17 protein-coding genes and 2 tRNA genes are annotated in these 20,412 nt (G+C 28.0%); 8 read left to right on the top strand and 11 right to left on the bottom strand.

Translation table 11 applies throughout. The features are described from left to right. Positions 1 to 70 precede the first annotated feature (70 nt). Both BMUR_RS00390 and BMUR_RS00385 read left to right on the top strand, forming a co-directional pair. Positions 71 to 3,241 (top strand): efflux RND transporter permease subunit, encoded by a 3,171-nt coding sequence (locus tag BMUR_RS00390; RefSeq protein ID WP_013112615.1) that lies wholly within the window; start codon positions 71 to 73, stop codon positions 3,239 to 3,241. A gap of 419 nt (positions 3,242 to 3,660) precedes the next feature. Then, positions 3,661 to 5,421 (top strand): CASTOR/POLLUX-related putative ion channel, encoded by a 1,761-nt coding sequence (locus tag BMUR_RS00385; RefSeq protein WP_013112614.1) that lies wholly within the window; start codon positions 3,661 to 3,663, stop codon positions 5,419 to 5,421. Positions 5,422 to 5,423: 2 nt separating this feature from the next. Here the strand turns inward: BMUR_RS00385 and BMUR_RS00380 are convergent, their stop codons facing one another. The 3 genes from BMUR_RS00380 to BMUR_RS00370 all read right to left on the bottom strand — a co-directional run bounded on the left by BMUR_RS00380 (position 5,424) and on the right by BMUR_RS00370 (position 6,052). Then, positions 5,424 to 5,777, bottom strand: a complete 354-nt coding sequence (locus tag BMUR_RS00380) for an ankyrin repeat domain-containing protein (RefSeq protein WP_013112613.1) — start codon at positions 5,775 to 5,777, stop codon at positions 5,424 to 5,426. A 98-nt stretch (positions 5,778 to 5,875) separates the two neighbouring features. Next, positions 5,876 to 5,949 (bottom strand) — tRNA-Ala (locus BMUR_RS00375). A gap of 29 nt (positions 5,950 to 5,978) precedes the next feature. Continuing rightward, a tRNA-Ile gene (locus tag BMUR_RS00370) sits at positions 5,979 to 6,052 on the bottom strand. Positions 6,053 to 6,205: 153 nt separating this feature from the next. Here BMUR_RS00370 and BMUR_RS00365 point away from each other — a divergent pair. After that, positions 6,206 to 7,513 (top strand): AI-2E family transporter, encoded by a 1,308-nt coding sequence (locus BMUR_RS00365; protein ID WP_013112612.1) that lies wholly within the window; start codon positions 6,206 to 6,208, stop codon positions 7,511 to 7,513. Then, a complete protein-coding gene (locus tag BMUR_RS00360; RefSeq protein WP_013112611.1) occupies positions 7,513 to 8,046 on the top strand; it encodes an SRPBCC family protein in 534 nt (177 codons plus the stop codon). Before BMUR_RS00365 ends, BMUR_RS00360 begins: the two co-directional genes overlap by 1 nt. Here BMUR_RS00360 and BMUR_RS00355 read toward each other — a convergent pair whose 3' ends face one another. Next, positions 8,047 to 8,379 carry a winged helix-turn-helix transcriptional regulator gene (locus tag BMUR_RS00355; protein WP_013112610.1) on the bottom strand — a complete coding sequence of 111 codons (333 nt, stop codon included), beginning with the start codon at positions 8,377 to 8,379 and terminating at the stop codon, positions 8,047 to 8,049. It lies immediately after the preceding gene. A gap of 120 nt (positions 8,380 to 8,499) precedes the next feature. Between BMUR_RS00355 and BMUR_RS14850 the strand changes: the two genes are divergently transcribed. The 3 genes from BMUR_RS14850 (at position 8,500) to BMUR_RS00345 (ending at position 10,076) form a co-directional block, all read left to right on the top strand. Further along, positions 8,500 to 8,829: a flavodoxin family protein gene (locus BMUR_RS14850; protein WP_244833472.1), complete on the top strand. Its 330-nt coding sequence runs from the start codon at positions 8,500 to 8,502 to the stop codon at positions 8,827 to 8,829. Between the two features lie 39 nt (positions 8,830 to 8,868). Next, positions 8,869 to 9,051, top strand: coding sequence for a hypothetical protein (locus BMUR_RS14845; RefSeq protein WP_244833470.1), 183 nt, complete (start codon positions 8,869 to 8,871; stop codon positions 9,049 to 9,051). Between the two features lie 68 nt (positions 9,052 to 9,119). Then, positions 9,120 to 10,076, top strand: coding sequence for a DUF2156 domain-containing protein (locus BMUR_RS00345; protein WP_013112609.1), 957 nt, complete (start codon positions 9,120 to 9,122; stop codon positions 10,074 to 10,076). A 52-nt stretch (positions 10,077 to 10,128) separates the two neighbouring features. On the opposite strand, the gene BMUR_RS00340 is transcribed toward BMUR_RS00345, so the two are convergent. The 5 genes from BMUR_RS00340 to BMUR_RS00320 all read right to left on the bottom strand — a co-directional run bounded on the left by BMUR_RS00340 (position 10,129) and on the right by BMUR_RS00320 (position 16,383). Beyond that, positions 10,129 to 11,667: a glycosyltransferase family 39 protein gene (locus tag BMUR_RS00340; RefSeq protein ID WP_013112608.1), complete on the bottom strand. Its 1,539-nt coding sequence runs from the start codon at positions 11,665 to 11,667 to the stop codon at positions 10,129 to 10,131. Beyond that, positions 11,657 to 12,595, bottom strand: a complete 939-nt coding sequence (locus BMUR_RS00335) for a glycosyltransferase family 2 protein (protein ID WP_013112607.1) — start codon at positions 12,593 to 12,595, stop codon at positions 11,657 to 11,659. The genes BMUR_RS00340 and BMUR_RS00335 overlap by 11 nt, the downstream gene beginning before the upstream one ends. 292 nt (positions 12,596 to 12,887) lie before the next feature. Further along, positions 12,888 to 14,264 (bottom strand): sodium ion-translocating decarboxylase subunit beta, encoded by a 1,377-nt coding sequence (locus BMUR_RS00330; protein WP_013112606.1) that lies wholly within the window; start codon positions 14,262 to 14,264, stop codon positions 12,888 to 12,890. A gap of 31 nt (positions 14,265 to 14,295) precedes the next feature. Beyond that, positions 14,296 to 16,107, bottom strand: a complete 1,812-nt coding sequence (locus BMUR_RS00325) for a biotin/lipoyl-containing protein (protein WP_013112605.1) — start codon at positions 16,105 to 16,107, stop codon at positions 14,296 to 14,298. Positions 16,108 to 16,134: 27 nt separating this feature from the next. After that, positions 16,135 to 16,383, bottom strand: coding sequence for an OadG family protein (locus tag BMUR_RS00320; protein ID WP_013112604.1), 249 nt, complete (start codon positions 16,381 to 16,383; stop codon positions 16,135 to 16,137). Between the two features lie 176 nt (positions 16,384 to 16,559). Here BMUR_RS00320 and murI point away from each other — a divergent pair, with 176 nt between their 5' ends. Further along, positions 16,560 to 17,387, top strand: a complete 828-nt coding sequence (gene murI / locus BMUR_RS00315; RefSeq protein ID WP_013112603.1) for a glutamate racemase — start codon at positions 16,560 to 16,562, stop codon at positions 17,385 to 17,387. A gap of 4 nt (positions 17,388 to 17,391) precedes the next feature. On the opposite strand, the gene BMUR_RS00310 is transcribed toward murI, so the two are convergent. Further along, a complete protein-coding gene (locus BMUR_RS00310) occupies positions 17,392 to 18,828 on the bottom strand; it encodes a VWA domain-containing protein (RefSeq protein WP_013112602.1) in 1,437 nt (478 codons plus the stop codon). Beyond that, positions 18,815 to 20,401 (bottom strand): AAA family ATPase, encoded by a 1,587-nt coding sequence (locus BMUR_RS00305; protein WP_013112601.1) that lies wholly within the window; start codon positions 20,399 to 20,401, stop codon positions 18,815 to 18,817. Before BMUR_RS00305 ends, BMUR_RS00310 begins: the two co-directional genes overlap by 14 nt. Positions 20,402 to 20,412 lie beyond the last annotated feature (11 nt).

The following is a 20,412-nucleotide window of genomic DNA, read 5'->3' as shown; positions in this document are numbered from 1 at the left end:
ATTATTATTTAAATAAAGTTTTTACTTAAATATAAATTTAATAAATTAATTTTGTATTGGAAAATAATATATGAATAGAATTATAGAACTATTTGCAAAAAACAGATTATTAGTTAATGTAATCATTTTAATAACTTTAGCAGTTGGAATATACTCTTATCTTAATATAAAAAAAGAGGCATTCCCCTCTACAAACTTTGATGTTATGATAGTGCAGGTTATATATCCGGGAGCTTCTCCAGAAGATGTTGAACAATATGCTATGATACCAATAGAAGATGAGCTTCAGACTATAGCAGGTATTGATGAGTTTTATTCTATAATAATAGAAAATGCAGGAATACTTACTATAAGAATAGATATGAATCTTAAAGACTCAAGACCAGTAAAAGATGAAATATTTAGAAGACTTCAGAATGCTCCTAATGTATCAAAAGATGTTTCAGAAATCAAAATTTTTGAGGCTAATGCCAACAGAATGCCTATATACAATTTAGGTATAAGATTCAAAGAAGGACAGGAAGGAAGTGAAAAAGAGCTTTATGATATATCTAAAAGATTTGAAAAAGAATTAAAATATGTAGACGGGGTTGCAAATATTGAAGTATATGGAAGAACAGACCCAGAAATACAAATATTAGCAGACCCTTATAAATTAAGAGAATACTACACTTCATTAACAGAAATCATACAGGCATTATCTTTAAGAAATATACGCTCTACAAGCGGAAGTATGAAGCCTTCAGAAAGTGATAACTTAGAAGATAAAAATAAACTTCTTGTTACTACAGGACAATTTCAAGACCCTTTATCTATTACAAATGTTATAGTGCGTTCTATATTTAACGGACAGCCTGTAAGAATAGGAGATATTGCAAGAGTTGAAGAATTATTCGTTGATAAAAGTGTGTATATGAGAGTTAATAGCAAGCATGGATACTCTATAAACATAATAAAAAAAGAAGATGCTGATATATTAAAAACTATTGATAATGTTAATCAATATTTTGAAAAAAATAAATCTACTATTCCAAGCAATATAGAAATAGTTCCTATGGCTGATAATTCTAGAACTATTACAGACTTGCTTAATGCAGTGTCTTCAAATATTATAACTGGTTTTATCATCATATTTATAATACTTATTATATTTCTAGATTTTAAGAGTGCAATATTTACTTCGCTTGGTATGCTTATAGTTATATCTGTTTCTCTTATTTATATGACATACTCTGGAATTACTTTTAATATAATATCTCTAGGCGGAATCATAACTGTACTTGGTATGATAGTTGACAATTCAATAGTAGTTTCAGAAAATATTTTTAATTATCATCAAAAAGGAATAAGAGGTCTTGAAGCTACAAAAAATGCTGTAGGAGAAGTATTTATGCCTATGCTTGTTTCTACTCTTACAACAGTTGCATCATTTGCTCCTATAATATTTGTTACTGGTACTATGGGAAGATTAATTAATCAGTATCCTAGAGTTGTTATTGTGGCATTAGTGGTGAGTATTTTTCAGGCTGTTTTGCTTCTTCCTAATAACTTAATCACTAAAGAAGAACTTACTGGAGAACATAAAAGAAAAAGATTTAATTTTAAAAATCCGCTTGATTTTGATAAGGATAAATTATTTGATAAATTAAAAATTCCATTTATTAAGTTTTTAAGATTTACATTAAAGTTTAGATATATTGTTCTTATATTTTTTATAGTTACACTTCTTATCACTCTTTTAATAGCAAAATCAATATTTTCAAAGTTTACTTTAATTTATGATACAAGTGCGGATGTTATAGTCGTTAATATAGATACAGGTGTGGGAAGTTCTATATACAAAACAGAAAAATATCTTCAAAAAGTAGAAAATATTATTTATGAAACAATAAATACCAATGATATAGTGGCAGTTTATAGCTTACTTGGAAAGCAATTAGATAAAAATACTGTAGAAATATCGGAAGAGATGGATAATATTGCAGGCACTATGATATATTTAGTTCCAGCCAATAACAGAGAAAAAATAGCTTATGATATAGCAGATGATTTAAATGCGGCTATAGAAAAAAGCTCAATAAAAGATGAATTGGAGCTTATCACAGTTAATACTAAACTTCCAATAAACCCCGGAAAAGCAGTTGATATAAAAATAATAGGTAATGATACTGCTATGGTTAAAGAAGTAAAGGATAAAATGAAAGAACATCTTTTGAGTTTGGACGGTGTAGTTAATTATGATGATGATGATAAAATAGGACAGGAAGAATTGAGAGTAATATTTGATTATGACAGAATGTCTGAACTTGGAGTTAATGTAGCTTATGCAGCAAGAGAATTAAGAGCGGCTTATTCTGGAATAGTAGCAACTTCAATACAGGAGTTTGAAAATAAATTGGACTTTAGAGTACGTTTAGATAAAAAATATACTTATGACACTAATGTACTTAATAATCTTTTAATACCAAATACCTATTACAGACTTATACAATTAAAAGATATAGCAGATATATACATTACAAACAATCAGTCAAGCATAAGACACTATAACGGTAAAAAATCTATAACTATGACTGCTGATATAGAACAGGGAAAAAATACTGCCATACAAGTAACTTATGAAATGCAGGATTATTTTAATTCTATAGCTAAAGATTACCCTAATATAAGTGTAGAGTTTGCAGGAGAGGTAAAAGAAACAAGAGGATCCATAATAGGTATAGCTTGGGGATACTTAATTGCCATAATAGCTATATATGTAATACTTCTACTTCAGTTTAATAAATTTGTTCAGCCTTTTATGATACTTGGTATAATACCTTTTGGAATAATCGGCGTTATACTAGGATTTGCAGCTCATAGAATGCCTATGTCATTTGTAGGTGCTGTTGGTATAGTGGGACTTGCTGGTGTTGTTGTAAACAATGGTATTATAATGGTTGAGTTGATAAACAGAATACTTGAAAAAGGAAATATACGTAATAAACAAGATGTATTAAACGCTATTGTAGAAGGTACAGGAGACAGATTTAGAGCAATATTTCTCACAACTGTAACTACAATATTCGGACTTCTTCCAACTGTTTATGGTATAGGCGGACGTGCTGACTTGATAGTACCTATGGTTATGTCTATGGCTTATGGGCTTTTATTTGCTGCACTTTTGACATTGATACTGCTTCCATCTTTATTTATGATATCTGCAGATTTGAAGCTTATAAAAATAAATTATGAGAAATAGTTTTATATATTATCTTTTATATATACTAAAAATTTTTAAGTTTATAAATTTTTTGTTGTTCTTTTTCCCGCCTCAAAAAGAACCAAAAAGTGCAAGTATTAAAATTATTATTAAATCGTACTAATTATGTTTTATATGTAAGATAAATTAAAAATTCAGCATAAAATGTAGCATTTTTGCTTCTCGCCGAAAGCGGGCTGTGCCTGTGCCAACCCACAGGACTTCCTACGGTCGCAAAAGAACTGGGGTGTTACGCAGTACGCAGAGCGGTGGGCAAAGCCCCGCAAATATCAAAATTAAAAAAAATTAATTTTTTACAAATTATATCTGTTTAGGTATTTATTTTTTAATAAAAAATATTTTGCAATTTTAATTTACTCTAGTATAATCTTTATATAAATAAAATCATGAGTTGCTTTATGTTAAAAGATATACCTAAATATATAAAATACAGAATAGACAGAATGCTTAATAAGGGGCTATTTTATCAATTACTTCTTTTGGTATTTGCGATAATAATACTGCTTTTAATAGTATCTATATTTATAATAGTATTTTTTAATTATCCTCCTAAAGATGCATTTTGGGATAGTTTGATGCAGTTTATAGATACAGGAAATATATCATCTGTAGATGGAAGTATAGGTATTGTATTAACTTTTCTTATGGTAACTTTTATAGGGGTATGTGGATGGGGTTCTCTTATAGCTATGATTAATAAAGCTCTTCAGGATAGAATTAATAATTTGAGCAAAGGCAATGCTTTTATTATGGAAAAAAATCATGCTATTATATTGGGATACGGTGAAGAGGCTTTAACTATAGTAGAAGAGTTTATTATGGCTAAAGTGAAAACTATTATCATACTATCCGAACATAATGTCGATATAATAAGAAAAAGAATATCCTTTATAAAAGGAAGTAAACAAACCAATATAATAATAAGAGAAGGATCAGCAAGTAGAATAGAAAATATTAAACTTCTTAACATAGCAAAATCATCAAGCATATCAATAATAAATAATGATGATACAGAGTCATTAAATATACTTCTAGCTTTAAAAAAGATAGTTGAAGAAGAGGAACTTGATAAAAAAATAAATATATGCGTATTAGTTCATGAAGAAGATACTATTGAAATAATAAAATCTATTGAAGAGAAAAACTTTGTTATACATGTAATTTATAAATATGAGATATTATACAAATTAATAGCTCAAAGCATCATTTATACAGGACTTAGCAATGTTTATGAAGACTTATTTTCAAATGACGGCAATGTATTTTATATAGAAACTGATCATGATTTTAATGACTGCAAATTTGAAGATGCGGCATTAAAATATCTTGAAAGAGGTATGATACTTCTTGGTATAACAAAAGAAGATAGAAGTCAATTATTAATACCTAATTATGATTATTTACTAAAAAAAGAAAACAGACTTGTAATACTTTCAAGAAACAATAATGATGATAATATAAAAGAATATCCTGATATAAAACCAAGCATTGTAAAATATAAAAATAATATATTATTAATATGCGAAGAAAACAGATACGATGAAATAATAAAAGAGATTTCTGAATATATGGAAAATCATAATACGAGTATGATTAGTTACAACTCTATAAAATCTCAAAAAAATAAATATAAGTTTATGCGTGAAAAACTAAAAGAAGAAAATACTACAAAAATAGTTTTAATATCAGAAGATAATGTTACTGATGTTAAAAGCATTAATATACTTTTAATCATAAGACAGATTATAAGAAAAGAAAACTTAAATATAGCAATACTTTCTTTATTAAACTCTATACAGAAAAGAAATTTAATATATTCTGATGATGTGAGAGATTTTATAGTAAGCGGTAAATTAATAGGTATGCTTATGGCTCAGGCTTCTATAAGTTCAAATATATTGTATATTTTTTACGGGCTTTTGAGTAAGAATGGAAAAGATATAATAATGTCGCCCTACTCTGATTATTTTAATGAATCCAAAAGTTTTAAGGATGTTTATTTATACTTACTTAGAAAAAAAGTTATTATCATTGGAGTAAAAAGATACAATGATGTTATTATCAATCCTAATAATGACTGTATGTTGGATAATAAAGATGAAATAATCATTATTACAAATTATGTACTTGAAGAAGAAAATGAAGAGTTAATTTTTTAGAACTAAATATTTTGCCCCATTAACTTAATTATATCAGTATAATTTTTTTGCTTGGCATAGAATAAAGCATCATTACCATGTTTATTTACTATAGACTTATCAGCATTTGCTTTAATTAATAACTCTACAACTTTTACATGCCCTTCCATACATGCCAATATAAGAGCTGTATTTCCTACATCATCTTGTATATTAACATTAATATTTTTAGCAATAATTTTTTCTATGACATCTTCATCGCCGAATATAGCAGCATCTAAAAAAGTTTCTTCATCTTGAGTTAGAGAATAAAGTTTATTATATGGTATTAATAAAATAGAGATTATAATTAATGGTATTAGTATAATATTTTTCATTATAAATACCTCCTGTAATTTAGATGATAAAAAATAGTTAATAAAATAAAAACTATTCTTAAATAGAAAAGACATTTAAGAATAGTTTTATAAAGATGTGGAGGTTATGGGGATCGAACCCACGACCTACTGCGTGCAAGGCAGTCGCTCTCCCAAACTGAGCTAAACCCCCGTATATGTATTATAAAGAACCTGAGCGTGTGGGCCTGGGAGGAATTGAACCACCGACCTTTCGATTATCAGTCGAACGCTCTAGCCATCTGAGCTACAGGCCCTTTTAATCATCAACGATATGGATTAGATTATACCATAATTAAAAAAAATAGCAAGTCTTTTTTAAAAAAAATAATAATATTTTTTTTAAAAATGTTGTAAAAAAAATTATTCTACTATAATATATAGAAAATAAAAAATACAGAAATAATTTTATGAATAACGACTTTTTTGATAAAGATAAAAATAATAATTCACTAACTCATAATAAAATACTTGTAAAAGGAGGAGAGATATTATTAGTTTTAATAATATCCAGTGCTTTTTTTTACTTTTGCTATTTAATTAGAGAAATTATAAATCCTATTATATTATTTATTATTCTAATAGCGGCATTAATCCCATTTTGGAGATATATATGGGCTAAAACTTCAATAGTATTAATATTAGCACTATTTACATTATGGGTAATTAAAGAAGCTGGTTATTTAGTCGCTCCTTTTATATGGGGTATATTTATTGCATATATGTTTGATCCTCTTATAACAAAAATGCAGACAAAAATTCCTAGAATAGCTGCTGTACTTTTTATTTTTATTCCTCTTATTATAATTGCTGTAATATTTTTTGTATTTATTCTGCCTAGAACTATAGAAGAAATGGAAGTAATATCAAAAAGTCTTCCTGAGTATGTAGATAAAATATACAATTCTATTTCATTGTTATTGATTTCGGTATCAGATAAATTAAATGGATCTATAGGAAAAAGTTTTGATATTGATATGGCAATAGATGCTGCTTCTATAAAAGATTTTTTATTTGGAAGCGATGGAATATTTACACTAATATATAAAAAAATGATAGATTTTAGATTTCAGAATATTTCAAGTTTAACTACAATATTTAGTGTAATATTTTCATATTTTGTAATACTTCCTTTTGTAACCTTTTATTTGATGCTTGATTTTCAAAATATTAAATCAAAAATTATAAAAATAATACCTATGAGATGGCAGACTTCTATAAGTGAAATAGTAAAAAAATCAAATTCTATTATTAATGGTTATGTAAGAGGAATGACTATACTTGCTCTGTCATTTTTTATAATAAGCTATATACTTTTATCTGTAACCAATACAAGATATGCTTTTATATTAGCTTTGTTAAGAGGTATTCTTAATTATATACCTTTTATAGGACCATTTGCTGCATTTGTAACGGCCCTATTAGTAGGAATTATTACAGAAAATATATGGTGGCATGGGGCATTAAAAATATGTATAATATTTGGTTTTGTACAGATATTAGATTCTGGGTTAATGGCTCCAAAAATACTTGGAAAATCTGTAAAAATACACCCTATAGCTGTGATGTTCAGTACAATTATAGGAGGTGTATTATTCGGATTTTTAGGAATATTATTCTCAGTACCATTCTGCGGAATTGTTTTATTAGTGGTTCAGAACTTTTTTAATAAATACTATCATTCAAAATTTTATACTTTAACTAAAAGAGGAAAATAATGTTATTATATTTAATCCCAATCTTTATAATACTGCCGCTTATATTAATGGCAATTATGATATTTCTTCCAACTGTTATAGGAAAAAGAATACCGCCTTCTTTCTCAAAAGAAAAAACTCAGGTATTTGATATACCAAGAAATGAATTATATCATCTTCTTATAGACTATGAAAATTATCCTGCTTGGCTTAAATATATATCCATAGTACGTGTTGAAAAATTAGAAGGAAATAAACTAAAAATAATGCAGACTTATTCTAATAGAAGAACATATCAGGAATTAATAGAAGTAAGAAGAATAGAAAACAGCGAAATATCTATAGTAAAAACTGAAAATGAATTTACAGCTTTATGGACTTATATACTGGAAGATGCTGAAAATGGCGGAACTAGAATGACTATAAAAGAAACATTGTATGTATACCACCCATATTTAAGATTTATGTTAAAATATGTTCTTATAGATGAGAATGGTAAAAATGACTTTTTTAGAAGAGTAAGAAACTTTATCAATAAAAATAAAAACAGTTAATTACTTTCTATTTTTTTCCCCCCATACACATATAGCATCTAGTATTGGTATTAAAGATTTTCCTCTTTTTGAAAGACTATACTCTACCTTAGGAGGTATTTGGGGATATTCTTTTCTGATTACTAAATCATCTTTTTCTAACTCTTTTAAAGTTAAACTCAATGTTTTATGTGATATTGCTGATATTATTCTCTTTAACTCATTATACCTTACAACTTTTAATTCTGACAATATATATAATATTATCATCTTATACTTACCAGATATCAATGACATAGTATAGGCAAAACCTGTATCTTCCATATATTTTTCTTTTAAACTTTCTTTTTTCATAAATTATCCTTTTACTTTACTTATAGTTAGTATATAACATTTTTGTTAGTACTTGATTATACTAATATATAATACTATAATAATAATATCAATAACAATTTATAGTAATAGGAGTAAAAAATGAAAAAAATATTAATATTAAACGGAAGTCCTAGAATAAACGGTAATACAGCAGCATTAATAGAAGAGTTTATTAAAGGAGCTAAACTTAATGGAAATGATATAATAAAATTTGATTTAGATAAAATGAATATACATGGCTGTAAAGGCTGTTTAAAAGGCGGAAAAGATAAAGAAAGTCCTTGCACACAAAAAGATGACATGCTAAAAATATATCCTCACTATAAAGAAGCTGATATATTAGTACTAGCTTCACCTATGTATTATTGGGCTTTTAGTGCCCAGCTAAAAACAGCAATAGACAGATTATTTGCAGTTACAGAAATATAGCCTAATTATAAAACGCCATATAAAGAATGCATTATGCTTATGGCAGCAGAAGGAAATGATGAAAATAATTCAGCACCTGTAATAGAATACTATAAATATCTTTTAAATTATCTAGGCTGGAAAGATTTAGGATATTTAATAGCAGGAGGAGTATTTAATATAGGCGATATCAAAGGAAAGGAAGAATTAAATAAAGCATTTGAAATTGGTAAATTGATATGACAGCATTTACATTAATCAATTTTAATATATAATATATAGTCAATAAAATGAAAAAAGGATAAAAATATATGCTTAATTTTGAGCCTATTAGTTTAGATAAACAAGAACTTTATCATAAATATTTTTCTATAACACCAGAGCAGTCAGCAGATTATACATTTATGAATCTACTAGGACTTAAAGATATATATATGCTTGAGTGGGCATTTACAGAAAAGCTAGTTTGGATAAGACAGAAATCACCTTATATTACTTATTGGGCACCTGTAGGAGATTGGTTTAATACTGATTTCTGCAATGATATGGGACCTTGCGAAATATCAGGAGAAGCTGTTATAAGAATACCAAAGGAACTTGCTTTATTTTGGGATAAAACTACTAAAATAAAAGTAAAAGAAAGTAGAGATGAATGGGAATATTTATACGATTTTAATGAACTTATTACACTCCCCGGAAAAAAATTCCATAATAAAAAGAATCTTTATAATCAATTTATAAAAAATGATTTTGAGTACAAGCCTATAGATAAAACTATTGTAAAAGATATACTCGATTTTGAAGCCAAATGGGAAGAAGAAGAAAAGAAGAATAATGATGCATCTCAACACAATGCTGAAGAATGCGAAGCTTTCGACAGTAATAAATTATTATCACATGAAGTAAGAGCAGAAGCTGATACAATAATGATAAGAACTTTACTTGATAATTGGGATATTATAAGCAATATAGCAGGCGGTGCAATATATATTGATAAAAAAGTAGTAGCATATACAATAGCTGATTTGAGCATGAGAGATACAATAGTAGTTCATTCTGAAAGAGGGGATAGAAATTATAAAGGTACTTATCAGGCTATAAACAGGATGTTCTTAGAAAATTTAAAAAATTATGTAATCGATTATGAAAGATTTAAATTTGTTAATAGAGAGCAGGACGTAGGAGATTTGGGACTTAGAAAAGCAAAATTATCATACAATCCAGTATGTTATGTTGAAAAATATAAGGGATTTTGTGCAGAGTTTTAATAAAAAATTAAACAATTATATGCTCATTTTATTAATGAGCATATAATTGTTTCTAAAACTTTATTTTTTCACTTTTATAAATATAATCTGTTTTTTTACCATTATAATTTCTGCATAAATATATATAATAATTATCTAAATACCTTTTATCTCCATTAATTTGTTTTCTATATGATTGAAAGTTTGTTATATATTCAATACTATCAAAATACTTAGAAGCTAAATTTGTATCAGGAGAAGTAGTTATATAATATAAATCATCTCCTATAAAGTTATTATCATCATACCAAAAATCAAATACTGTAGGGTGATATGTATTCCAATTTAAACATACTGCTTCATTTTCCGGATTTATATAAAAATTAATCATTGAAGGAATTTGATAATTTAATGCAAACATTCTAATATTCTTATCCATATTTAAATTATAATATTCTTTTAAATCATACCTTATAGCATTATATTTATAATATCTATCAGTAGGGTCTCCTTTTATTGGTATAATAGGCACAAAATATTGAAGTATTATTATAAAAATAGCTATATTACAAAGTAAAATGTTTGAAAGAAAAAGATTTCTTATATATTTTTTATTCCAGTTTTTAGATATATAGTACGATACTAAAAATAAACCTCCCGCATACATAAATAAAGCCCAATTAGCTTCCAATTTATTTTTGAAAGATTTTTGAACTATATAAATAAAAGGTATTAAAGATATAAAAGCAAAATAAAAATTATTTTCTGTTTCTTTTTTATTAAAAAATTGCAAAGTTGTTTTTATAATCAAATAACAAAATAATATAAAAAATAAAGGACTGTATAAACCTATTTGTGCCCCCCAAAAGTCCAAAGTTCTATTAATACTTCCCGGCTTTTGCAGCTGTCTGTCTAATGCATATTTTATGAATGTGAAATCCGTTTGAAAATTATATATTATAAAAGGCAAATAAACTAAAGTGGCAGCTATAAATGATAAATAAAACTCTTTGTATAAAAAAATCTCTTTTCTTCTATTTGAAATTAATATAAAAAAACATATTGAAGAACCTACAAAAATAGCACCCTCTTTAGAAAGCAAACTAAATCCAAATAAAAATCCGGCCAAATAAAAATAATTTTTATTTGAATATATAGCCTTATAATATGCCATTATAGAAAAAAGTAAAAAATAAAACATAGGTGTATCTATTGTTACAATAAGCGAAAGACCGGCAAAAAAAGGTATTGTATTAAAGAGTATAACAGATATTACAGCAGCGTTTTCATCTTTTTCTTTACTTACAAATATATAAATAAAAACAGATACTAATATACTAAATAAAATACTTCCAAACCTAACACCAAATCCAGTATTTCCAAATATGATCATGCTTAGTTTCATAAAAAATGCTATACCCCCGCCATGGTCAAAAAATCCGAACGGTAAATGCTTTGTCCATAATGCATAATGAGCTTCATCATCTATTAAAGTTGTAAATGTTAATAGTATTGTTCTTAATATATAAGACAATATGATGAATATAAATGAAATGAGAAAAATTTTATTTTTTATTATTATATTTATAAATCTTTTAATACTATTTTTCATAATTTTCATCCTCATTATTTTTTATAATAAACTCAGGTCTGTTTTTTATTTGTTCATATATTTTTGCTAAATATTCAGAAATTACAGATAAACTTAAAAGCTGAACCCCACCCATAAAAATAACAGTTATCATTATAGAAGACCAGCCTTTTATAATATCAGAATTAAAAAAGAAATATTTTATAAATACATATAAAGACAATATAATACCCAAAACCATAGATAAAATACCTAAAATTAAAGATATTCTTAAAGGCTTTGTAGAAAATGATATTACAGCAGTTAAAGCAAGATTAAACATTTTTTTGTATGTATACTTAGTTTTACCAGCTTCTCTAGGTTTTCTATTATATAAAAATGGTTTTTGTTTGAATCCCATCCAGCTAATTAATCCGCGTATATATTTGGGCTTTTCTTTAAATTGTTTATATGCATTAATTACATTTCTATCTATTAATCTAAAATCTCCTGTATCAAGAGGAAATTTCACATCCGATAATAAATTAACTAATCTATAAAATAAATTAGCAGTAATTTTTTTAATAAAACTCTCCCCTTCTCTTGAAGTTCTGCATGCATATATAACATTAGCTTTTGAATTAATATGCTCTTCTATCATAGAAGGTATAAGCTCTGGAGGATCTTGTAAATCAGCATCTATTATTATAGCTATATCACCTGAAGAATTAAGAATACCGCAGCTTACGGCAGCCTGATGACCGAAGTTTCTTGAAAAAGAAAAAAGCTTTATATTATTATTTTCTTTTCTGTATTTATTGATTATATATTCTGTATTATCATAACTTCCATCATTTATAAAAATTATTTCATAATCATTATAATTAGAAAGTACATTAATCAATCTATTATACAATATTTCTATAACAAGCTCTTCATTATAACAAGGTACTATTACACTTATTTTCATAATGAAGCACCTATAAAACAAATATTATATAAAAAAATTTGCAATGAAGAGATAAAATTACTTTTGATTAAAATAAAAAAGAAAAAGTTTTGACTGATTAATTTAGAATTTTGCTGTTTGCTGTTTGCTGTTTGCTGTTTGCTGTTTGCTGTTTGCTGACATCAAATCATTCCTTGAATAGTATATCTATAGTATAATATATATCAAAAAAAAATCAATATAGAATAAATAAAAAAGGTGCAAATCATTTTGAAGATTCACACCTTTTAATTTTTTATAAATAATTTAATCATTAACCAAGTATAGCCAAAAGCACTCCAGCAGCAACTGCAGAACCAATTACACCAGAAACGTTTGGTCCCATAGCATGCATAAGTAAGAAGTTATGAGGGTTAGCCTCTTGTCCTACTTTGTTAGCAACTCTTGCAGCCATAGGAACAGCAGATACTCCGGCAGCACCAATAAGCGGATTGATTTTATCTTTGCTGAATAAATTCATTAATTTAGCAAGAAGAACACCGCCTGCAGTACCCATAGAGAATGCTACTAAACCTAATACCAATATACCAAGTGTCTCAAAACGTAAGAACTTATCAGCAGCTAATTTACTTCCAACTGATAAACCTAACATAATTGTAACAATGTTTATTAATTCATTCTGAGCAGTTTTTGAAAGTCTGTCAGTAACACCAGATTCTTTAAGCAAATTACCAAACATAACAGCACCAATAAGAGGAGCAGCATCAGGTAAAAGTAAAGCTACAAGTATTATAACGCTAAGAGGGAAAATAATTTTTTCTCTTTTGCTTACAGGACGTAACTGTTTCATTTCAATTTTTCTTTCTTTTTCAGTAGTAAGCCATTTCATAATAGGAGGCTGAATAATAGGAACCAAAGCCATATATGAATAAGCAGCAACAGCAATAGCACCCAATAAAGAAGGTGAAAGTCTTGAAGCTGTAAATATAGCAGTAGGACCGTCAGCACCGCCTATAATACCTATAGAAGCAGCATCTTTCAAAGTGAAAGAAATTACTGGAACATAAGCTGATAATATCATAGCACCAAGCAAAGTTCCGAATATACCTATCTGAGCAGCAGCACCTAATAATGCAGTTTTAGGGTTAGCAATAAGAGGTCCGAAATCTGTCATAGCACCAACACCTATAAATATGAATAATGGGAACAATCCAGATTCAATACCAAAAGTGTATATCTGACCCAAAAAACCTCCGCTGCTTAAAGTTACTGGTATGCCGTTCATAACTTCAACTACAGGAAGTGCCGCAATATTAGCAATAGGAATATTAGCCAAAATACCGCCCATACCTATAGGAATAAGAAGTAATGGTTCAAATCCTTTAGCTATAGCAAGATAAACTAAAACTAGTCCTACACAAATCATTATAAGATTCTGCCATAGAGGAACAGATTTAACTTTAATATCATTTAATTTAGTCTGATATTTTTCTTGTTTGCTGCTTTCAGCTTTAGCCTGAGCTTCTGCTATTTCCTGTTCGCTTCTAGGGAAAAGACCTCCGAAAGCAGTATTTCTAGCCAAAGAAATAAGCGAATCTTTTATATTAAGAGGTTTCTGAGTACTTTCCTGAGCAAGCACCATTGATGCAGTCATAAAGACAAGTGCAAATACTAAAAATATTTTTCTCATTATTTTTATCTCCTTACAACAAGCATCATCATTAGCCTACAATAGCCAATTCCTGACCAGCAACTACAGCGTCTCCTGGTTTAACTTTAACTTCTTTAACAACACCATTAGCAGAAGATTTTATTTCTACTTCCATTTTCATAGCTTCTACTATTAATACTGTAGAACCGTCCTGAACTTGTGTTCCTACTGGAGCTACTATTTTTACAACTGTACCAGGTAAACCAGCTGTAACTGGAGTAGCAGAACCTGAAGAAGCAGAAGCAGCAGCCTGAGAAGCACCAGCAACTATACCATCTTTGATAGTATAGTCATAGCTTACTCCGTCAACTATAGCTTTTCCATTTTCTATTTTTATTCCATAGCTTGAACCGCCTACAGTAACTGTAACTTCATTGCTTGCAGCTTGAGAAGCACCAGCAGAAGAAGAAGCATTAGGAGCATTTTTTCTAATACCGAGTTTAGCTTCGCCTTTAAGGAACTGTATACCTTTTTCTTTACAAGCAGCAGCTATAAATACATTTTCATCTGAAAGATCTGTTATACCGGCATCTTTCAAAGCCTGTTCAGCAGCTTTTCTTCCTTTTTTAGGGTTTTTATCATCTATATCCATAGCAAGTTCAGTTGTAGGCTGTAAACCTAATTGTTCGCTTGCTATTTTTACTATTTCCGGGTCTGGAGTAGAAGGGGTTTTACCAAAATAGCCTAATACCATTTTACCGTATCCGTCAGCTATTTTTTTCCAATTGCCCTGCATTACATTATTAAATGCCTGTTGGAAATAGAATTGAGATACTGGAGTTACAGAAGTACCAAAACCGCCTTTTTTTACCACTTCAGTCATAGCTTTTATAACTTCTGGGAATCTGTTCATTACATTAATATCTCTCATCATCTGAGTATTAGCAGTTAAAGCACCGCCCGGCATTGGAGCAAATGGAATCATAGGCTCTACTGTTCTGCTTTCCGGAGGTAAGAAGTAATCTTTCATGCAGTCTTTAAATACTTCTTCAGCTTCTCTAATTTTATCTATATCGATATTTAATTCATATTCAGTTCCTCTTAAAGCATGCCACATAACTATTAAGTCTGTCTGACAAGTACCGCCTGATACTGGAGCAGCTGAAAGGTCTATACAATCACAACCTGCATCTAAAGCAGCTCTGTACTGAACAGCACCTATACCAGCAGTTTCATGGCTGTGAACTTGTATATGCATATCAGAACCTAAAAGTTTTCTAGCCTCTTTAACTGTATCATAAACAACTTGAGGAGTAGTAGTACCTGAAGCATCTTTAAAACATACTGAATCAAATTCAACATTGTCTTTAATTTGTTTTAATACTTTTGCATAAAAAGCAGCATCATGTGCACCTTCGCATCCCGGAGGCAAAGCCATCATACTAACGCATACTTGGTGTTTAAGTCCTGCTTCTTTAATACATTTACCGCTGAAAATAAGGTTATTAACATCGTTTAAAGCGTCAAAGTTTCTAATAGTTGTAACACCATGTTTTTTGAATAACTGTGCATGCATTTTTATCATTTCTCTAGGCTGAGATTCCAAACCAACTACATTTACGCCTCTTGCCAATGTTTGTAAGTTTACATCAGGACCTACTGTTTTTCTGAAAGTGTCCATTACATCAAAAGCATTTTCCTGATTGTAGAAAAAAGCACTTTGGAAAGTTGCCCCGCCGCCTGATTCAAAATATGTAACGCCTGCTTTAACAAAAGCCTCTACTGCAGGCATAAAATCCTTAGATAATACCCTAGCACCATAAACGGACTGAAAACCATCTCTGAATGCTGTTAGCATAAATTTTACTTCTTTTTTAGCCATTCTTATATCTCCTTAAAAAACTCACTATTACTTAGATTTATTGCTGTGAACATGTGCCAAAGCTATAGCTATAGCAACCATTTTATCATTATTTACTGTTTGAACTGGTGCCGGAGAAGATGAAGAATCCTCTTGAGGCGGAGGCATTAACTTATCCACCTGAGCTACTACAGCACTAACAAATTTCATAACGAAAACTAATATAATCAAAAACAATACAACAACGCCCATACCTATGACCATTATTTGTAGAGCTTCCATGATACTACTGTTCATCAAAAATACTCCTATTACTGTAAATTTTTAATAATTCATTATACACTATATTTTACTTATATACAAGTGTATTTATTACAAAATATAGCTTTTATTTCACAATATCATCATTGACTTTATAAAAATACTTTATATAATAACTGATATTTATTTAGTTAACTTAATAGGGTAAAATTATGAACATCAATTCATCTATCTCGAGTATGCCTATAGCTGTTTTTGATTCGGGATTCGGAGGATTAACTGTATTAAAACAATTATTACAATTGCTGCCTAATGAAAATTATATATATTTGGGAGATAATATTAATATACCATACGGAGATAAGTCAGAAGAAGAAATTATTAATCTTACATCAAAGATGGTAGAATTCTTAATAAGCAAAAAATGCAAGATAATTATAATAGCATGCAATACTATATCAGCTTGTGCATATAACATATTAAAACAAAAATATGATATTCCAATTATAGAAGTAATATCAAATGGTGTAGCTGATGCATTAAATAAAACAAAAAATAACAATATATCTGTAATGGCGACAGAGTTTACAGTTCATTCTAATGTGTATAAGAATAAAATAAATAAACATAATAAAGAAAGCAAAATTACTCAAATATCTTGCAAAGAATTATGCCCTATGATAGAAAATGATTGGTACAGCTATGATAACAGATTAGATGTACTTAAAAACTATTTAAAAAATATAGATGACAAATCTGATACTTTGATACTTGCCTGCACTCATTATCCGCATATAATTGACGACATAAAAAAAACTTTGGAATATAATGTAAAAAACTCCATAAAAAATATTATAGACCCTGCATATCATACTTCTATGTCAGTAAAAGAATATTTGGAAAAAAACAATTTAATAAATACAGATAAAACTAATGATATAACAATATATACAACAGCATCAGTAGAGAAAGAAGAAAAGATTATAAATATATTCATGCCTAAAGATAGAAAATACAAGTTAGAACAAATAAAATTATAATAAATTAACAAATCTCTTTTATGCCGCTGTCTATATCAAATATCCAGTGCCTATTAAATACTTTTTTATAGGAATAACCAAACGGAAACTTACCAATAGATACAGCAAAAAATTTGTTTCCATTATTTCTTTGATTTGAGCATATTTTTACTAAATTGTCCGGCATATCTTCCATAATAAAATCGGATAATACTAATACATCAGCATTTTTGAAAGAAGATGTATTCATAACTCTGTTTGCCTCATAAAGAGCTTTATATATATCAGAGCCTCCATGATAGCTTAATTTTAAAAACTTTATTAAATCTTCAATACCATTATTTTTAGTAAATCTGCAAGTATATATTTCAGTGCTAAAGTTTATAAGATAAGCATTTCTATTTTCCGATAAAGCCTGCATTACCATTTTAAACATTATAGCTTTAGCAATGTACTCGCTAGTTCCTTTCATAGAGCCGCTTGTATCTATGCATATAATCATATCGCCTTTGCCTTCTTTATACCCAGCTTTAACAATGTCAAAATCATTTTCATTAAATACATAGGCACTCTTATCAAAACACATAAGCCTATTTTCTATATATTTTAATTTGAACAATTTTTCACTATCTTCATCGCATAAAAGTGAAAGCTCTTCCGGAACTACATTTTCTATATCTTTAGCAAAATATATACCAACTATCTCTTCTTTAGAGCTTATCTTTTTATTTGTATAACTATAAGTATTTTTAAACTCTATATTTTTTAAAGCCTTTTCAATATCAACTCTCTTTCCAATACTATCGCATATAGTTTCTATTTCTTTTTTATATTTATTTATAAACTCAACCCATCTGTTTAATAAAGATATATCATTTTCTTCAAGCTCCCCTACTCTAAAATCCCATAATACTCCTGTTTTAATCCTTAATATATTTGACATGTATCTTAATTTTTTAATCAAACTAATCCAAGATTCTATATCTGAAATAAATTTATCTCTTCTTTCTTTTACAGTAGAAACAAGCCATTCATTATTTTTTTTATTATAAGTTTTCTGCCATGAAGATAAAATATTATTTTTTATGATGTTTAAATTAATATTCAAACTATCGGAATTATGCAGCTTATCTTTCCAAAACTCTACACTGCTATCATCTGATAAAATACTAAAACTATTTAAATCATTTATGATATCTTCTTTTGTAGTTTTTATATTTTTATTTTTTAAGACTTTTAATTTTTTTAATGATATTTCTAATTCTGTTTTATTTTCATCATAAGGATTATTTTCGTTGGTAAAAGTATTTAAATCTTTTTTCCATTTTGTTATTTTTACTTCAAGCTCTTCCTCAAGTCTTTTTTCATTTATGTTTTCAAAAGAGCCGTAAAAAACTCCTCTTGCCATACTTTCAGTTTTTTTTATTTCGTTTCTGTATGAATTATTATCAAATTGTTTCATGATTTTCTATTTCGCTTTTTATTCTTTGAGCATCTAATTTTTCGCTTTCAAGACTATCTATATAAGAATTAAATATATCATCAAAAATATTAAATTTTTCCTCCGAGATAAATATACTTTTAGTATTTTCTCTATTTGCATTATAATCATTTTTTAAGTTTATAATTATATTTTCAATACTTGATATTAATGAATTAAGAAGTTTTATATATGAAGATTTTTTTTCTTTTTCCTGTTTTTTATATCCGATTTTTTTCATATAGAAGTCTGGTTCAAACTCTTCTAAAAACTCATAATTTTTTGATAATTTATTTGATACAAAACCATTCACAGAAGTGGCAGAATTTATTTCTACAGTGCATTTATCAGTACCATTAAAACTGCATCTGAATTTTTTCGTCTGATTTCTTGATAAATCCAAAGGATAAAAATAACCTTTTTTGCCTAACTGTTTTATTGGTATATATATTATAGTCTCTCCCTTATTTCCGTATTCATCTATATTTATATTTAATATCTTTGCAATATACGGCTTATCATCAATATTTTCTGTGTCATAAGTTTTTTCTAATTCATAAAACTCATTATCTATATTTTCCTGAACACTCTTAAAACTCTCTCTCCATTCATTAATATGTTCATTATTAAAACTATATGACTCTCTTACAGCATTTTCAACAATACTGTCTACAGCCTCAATATGCTCCTCCAAACTCCATAAACAATTCTCTATTAAAAAAGCCTCATAAATATCTGCCTCATCTTTATCATTTAAGTACGCCGCTGTTTTTAATAAGTATGATATATGCTGCCATCTTCTGTCGGATACATATATAGCAATATTTCTGTTATCTTCATTAAACTTTTCTATAGAGAGTTTCACTCTATGAATTATATCAATAACAATTTTTGAAAGTTTTATATCATTAACTTCTTCTCTTATTTTTACCCATTCATCTGATGATATTTTAATCTCTTCATCAATTTCTGCATATGAATTAATTTGAGTATTTTGAAGTATCTTTTCAAAATTATCCTTATTTTTCATAGGTCTTACCATCAAACGCATGATAAATCTATCATACAATGCTTCAAGCCCCTGACCTTCCGGAGGTGTTTCATTGCTTGCAGAAATCAATGCCTTTAATGGAACTTTGATTTCTTTGTATCCATTTTTAAAAACTCTTTCATTTATTATGGTTAAAAGTGTATTAAGTATGGCAGGAGTGCTTTTCCAGATTTCATCTAAAAATGCAAAATCACAGTCTGGAAGATATCCTTCTATCTTTCTAATATATCTGTCATTTTTTAACTCTTCCAAACTAATAGGTCCGAATATATCCTCAGGTGTGCTGAATCTTTGCATTAAATATCCAAAGTATTTAGATTCTTTAAAAGCTGATGATACTCTCTTTGCAATGAAACTTTTAGCTGTACCGGGAGGACCGTATAAAAATATTGGCTTTCCTGCTACGGCACTTAAAAATGTTAATGCAACTATTTCTTCTCTTTCATAAAGTCCTTCTGAAAGCAGACTAATAATTTTTTCAATTCTTAATTTAGTATTTTTCATATATGTATTTC

Source organism: Brachyspira murdochii DSM 12563 (genome assembly GCF_000092845.1).
In the GTDB taxonomy this organism is placed as follows: domain Bacteria; phylum Spirochaetota; class Brachyspiria; order Brachyspirales; family Brachyspiraceae; genus Brachyspira; species Brachyspira murdochii.
This window is presented reverse-complemented; position numbering and strand designations above follow the sequence as displayed.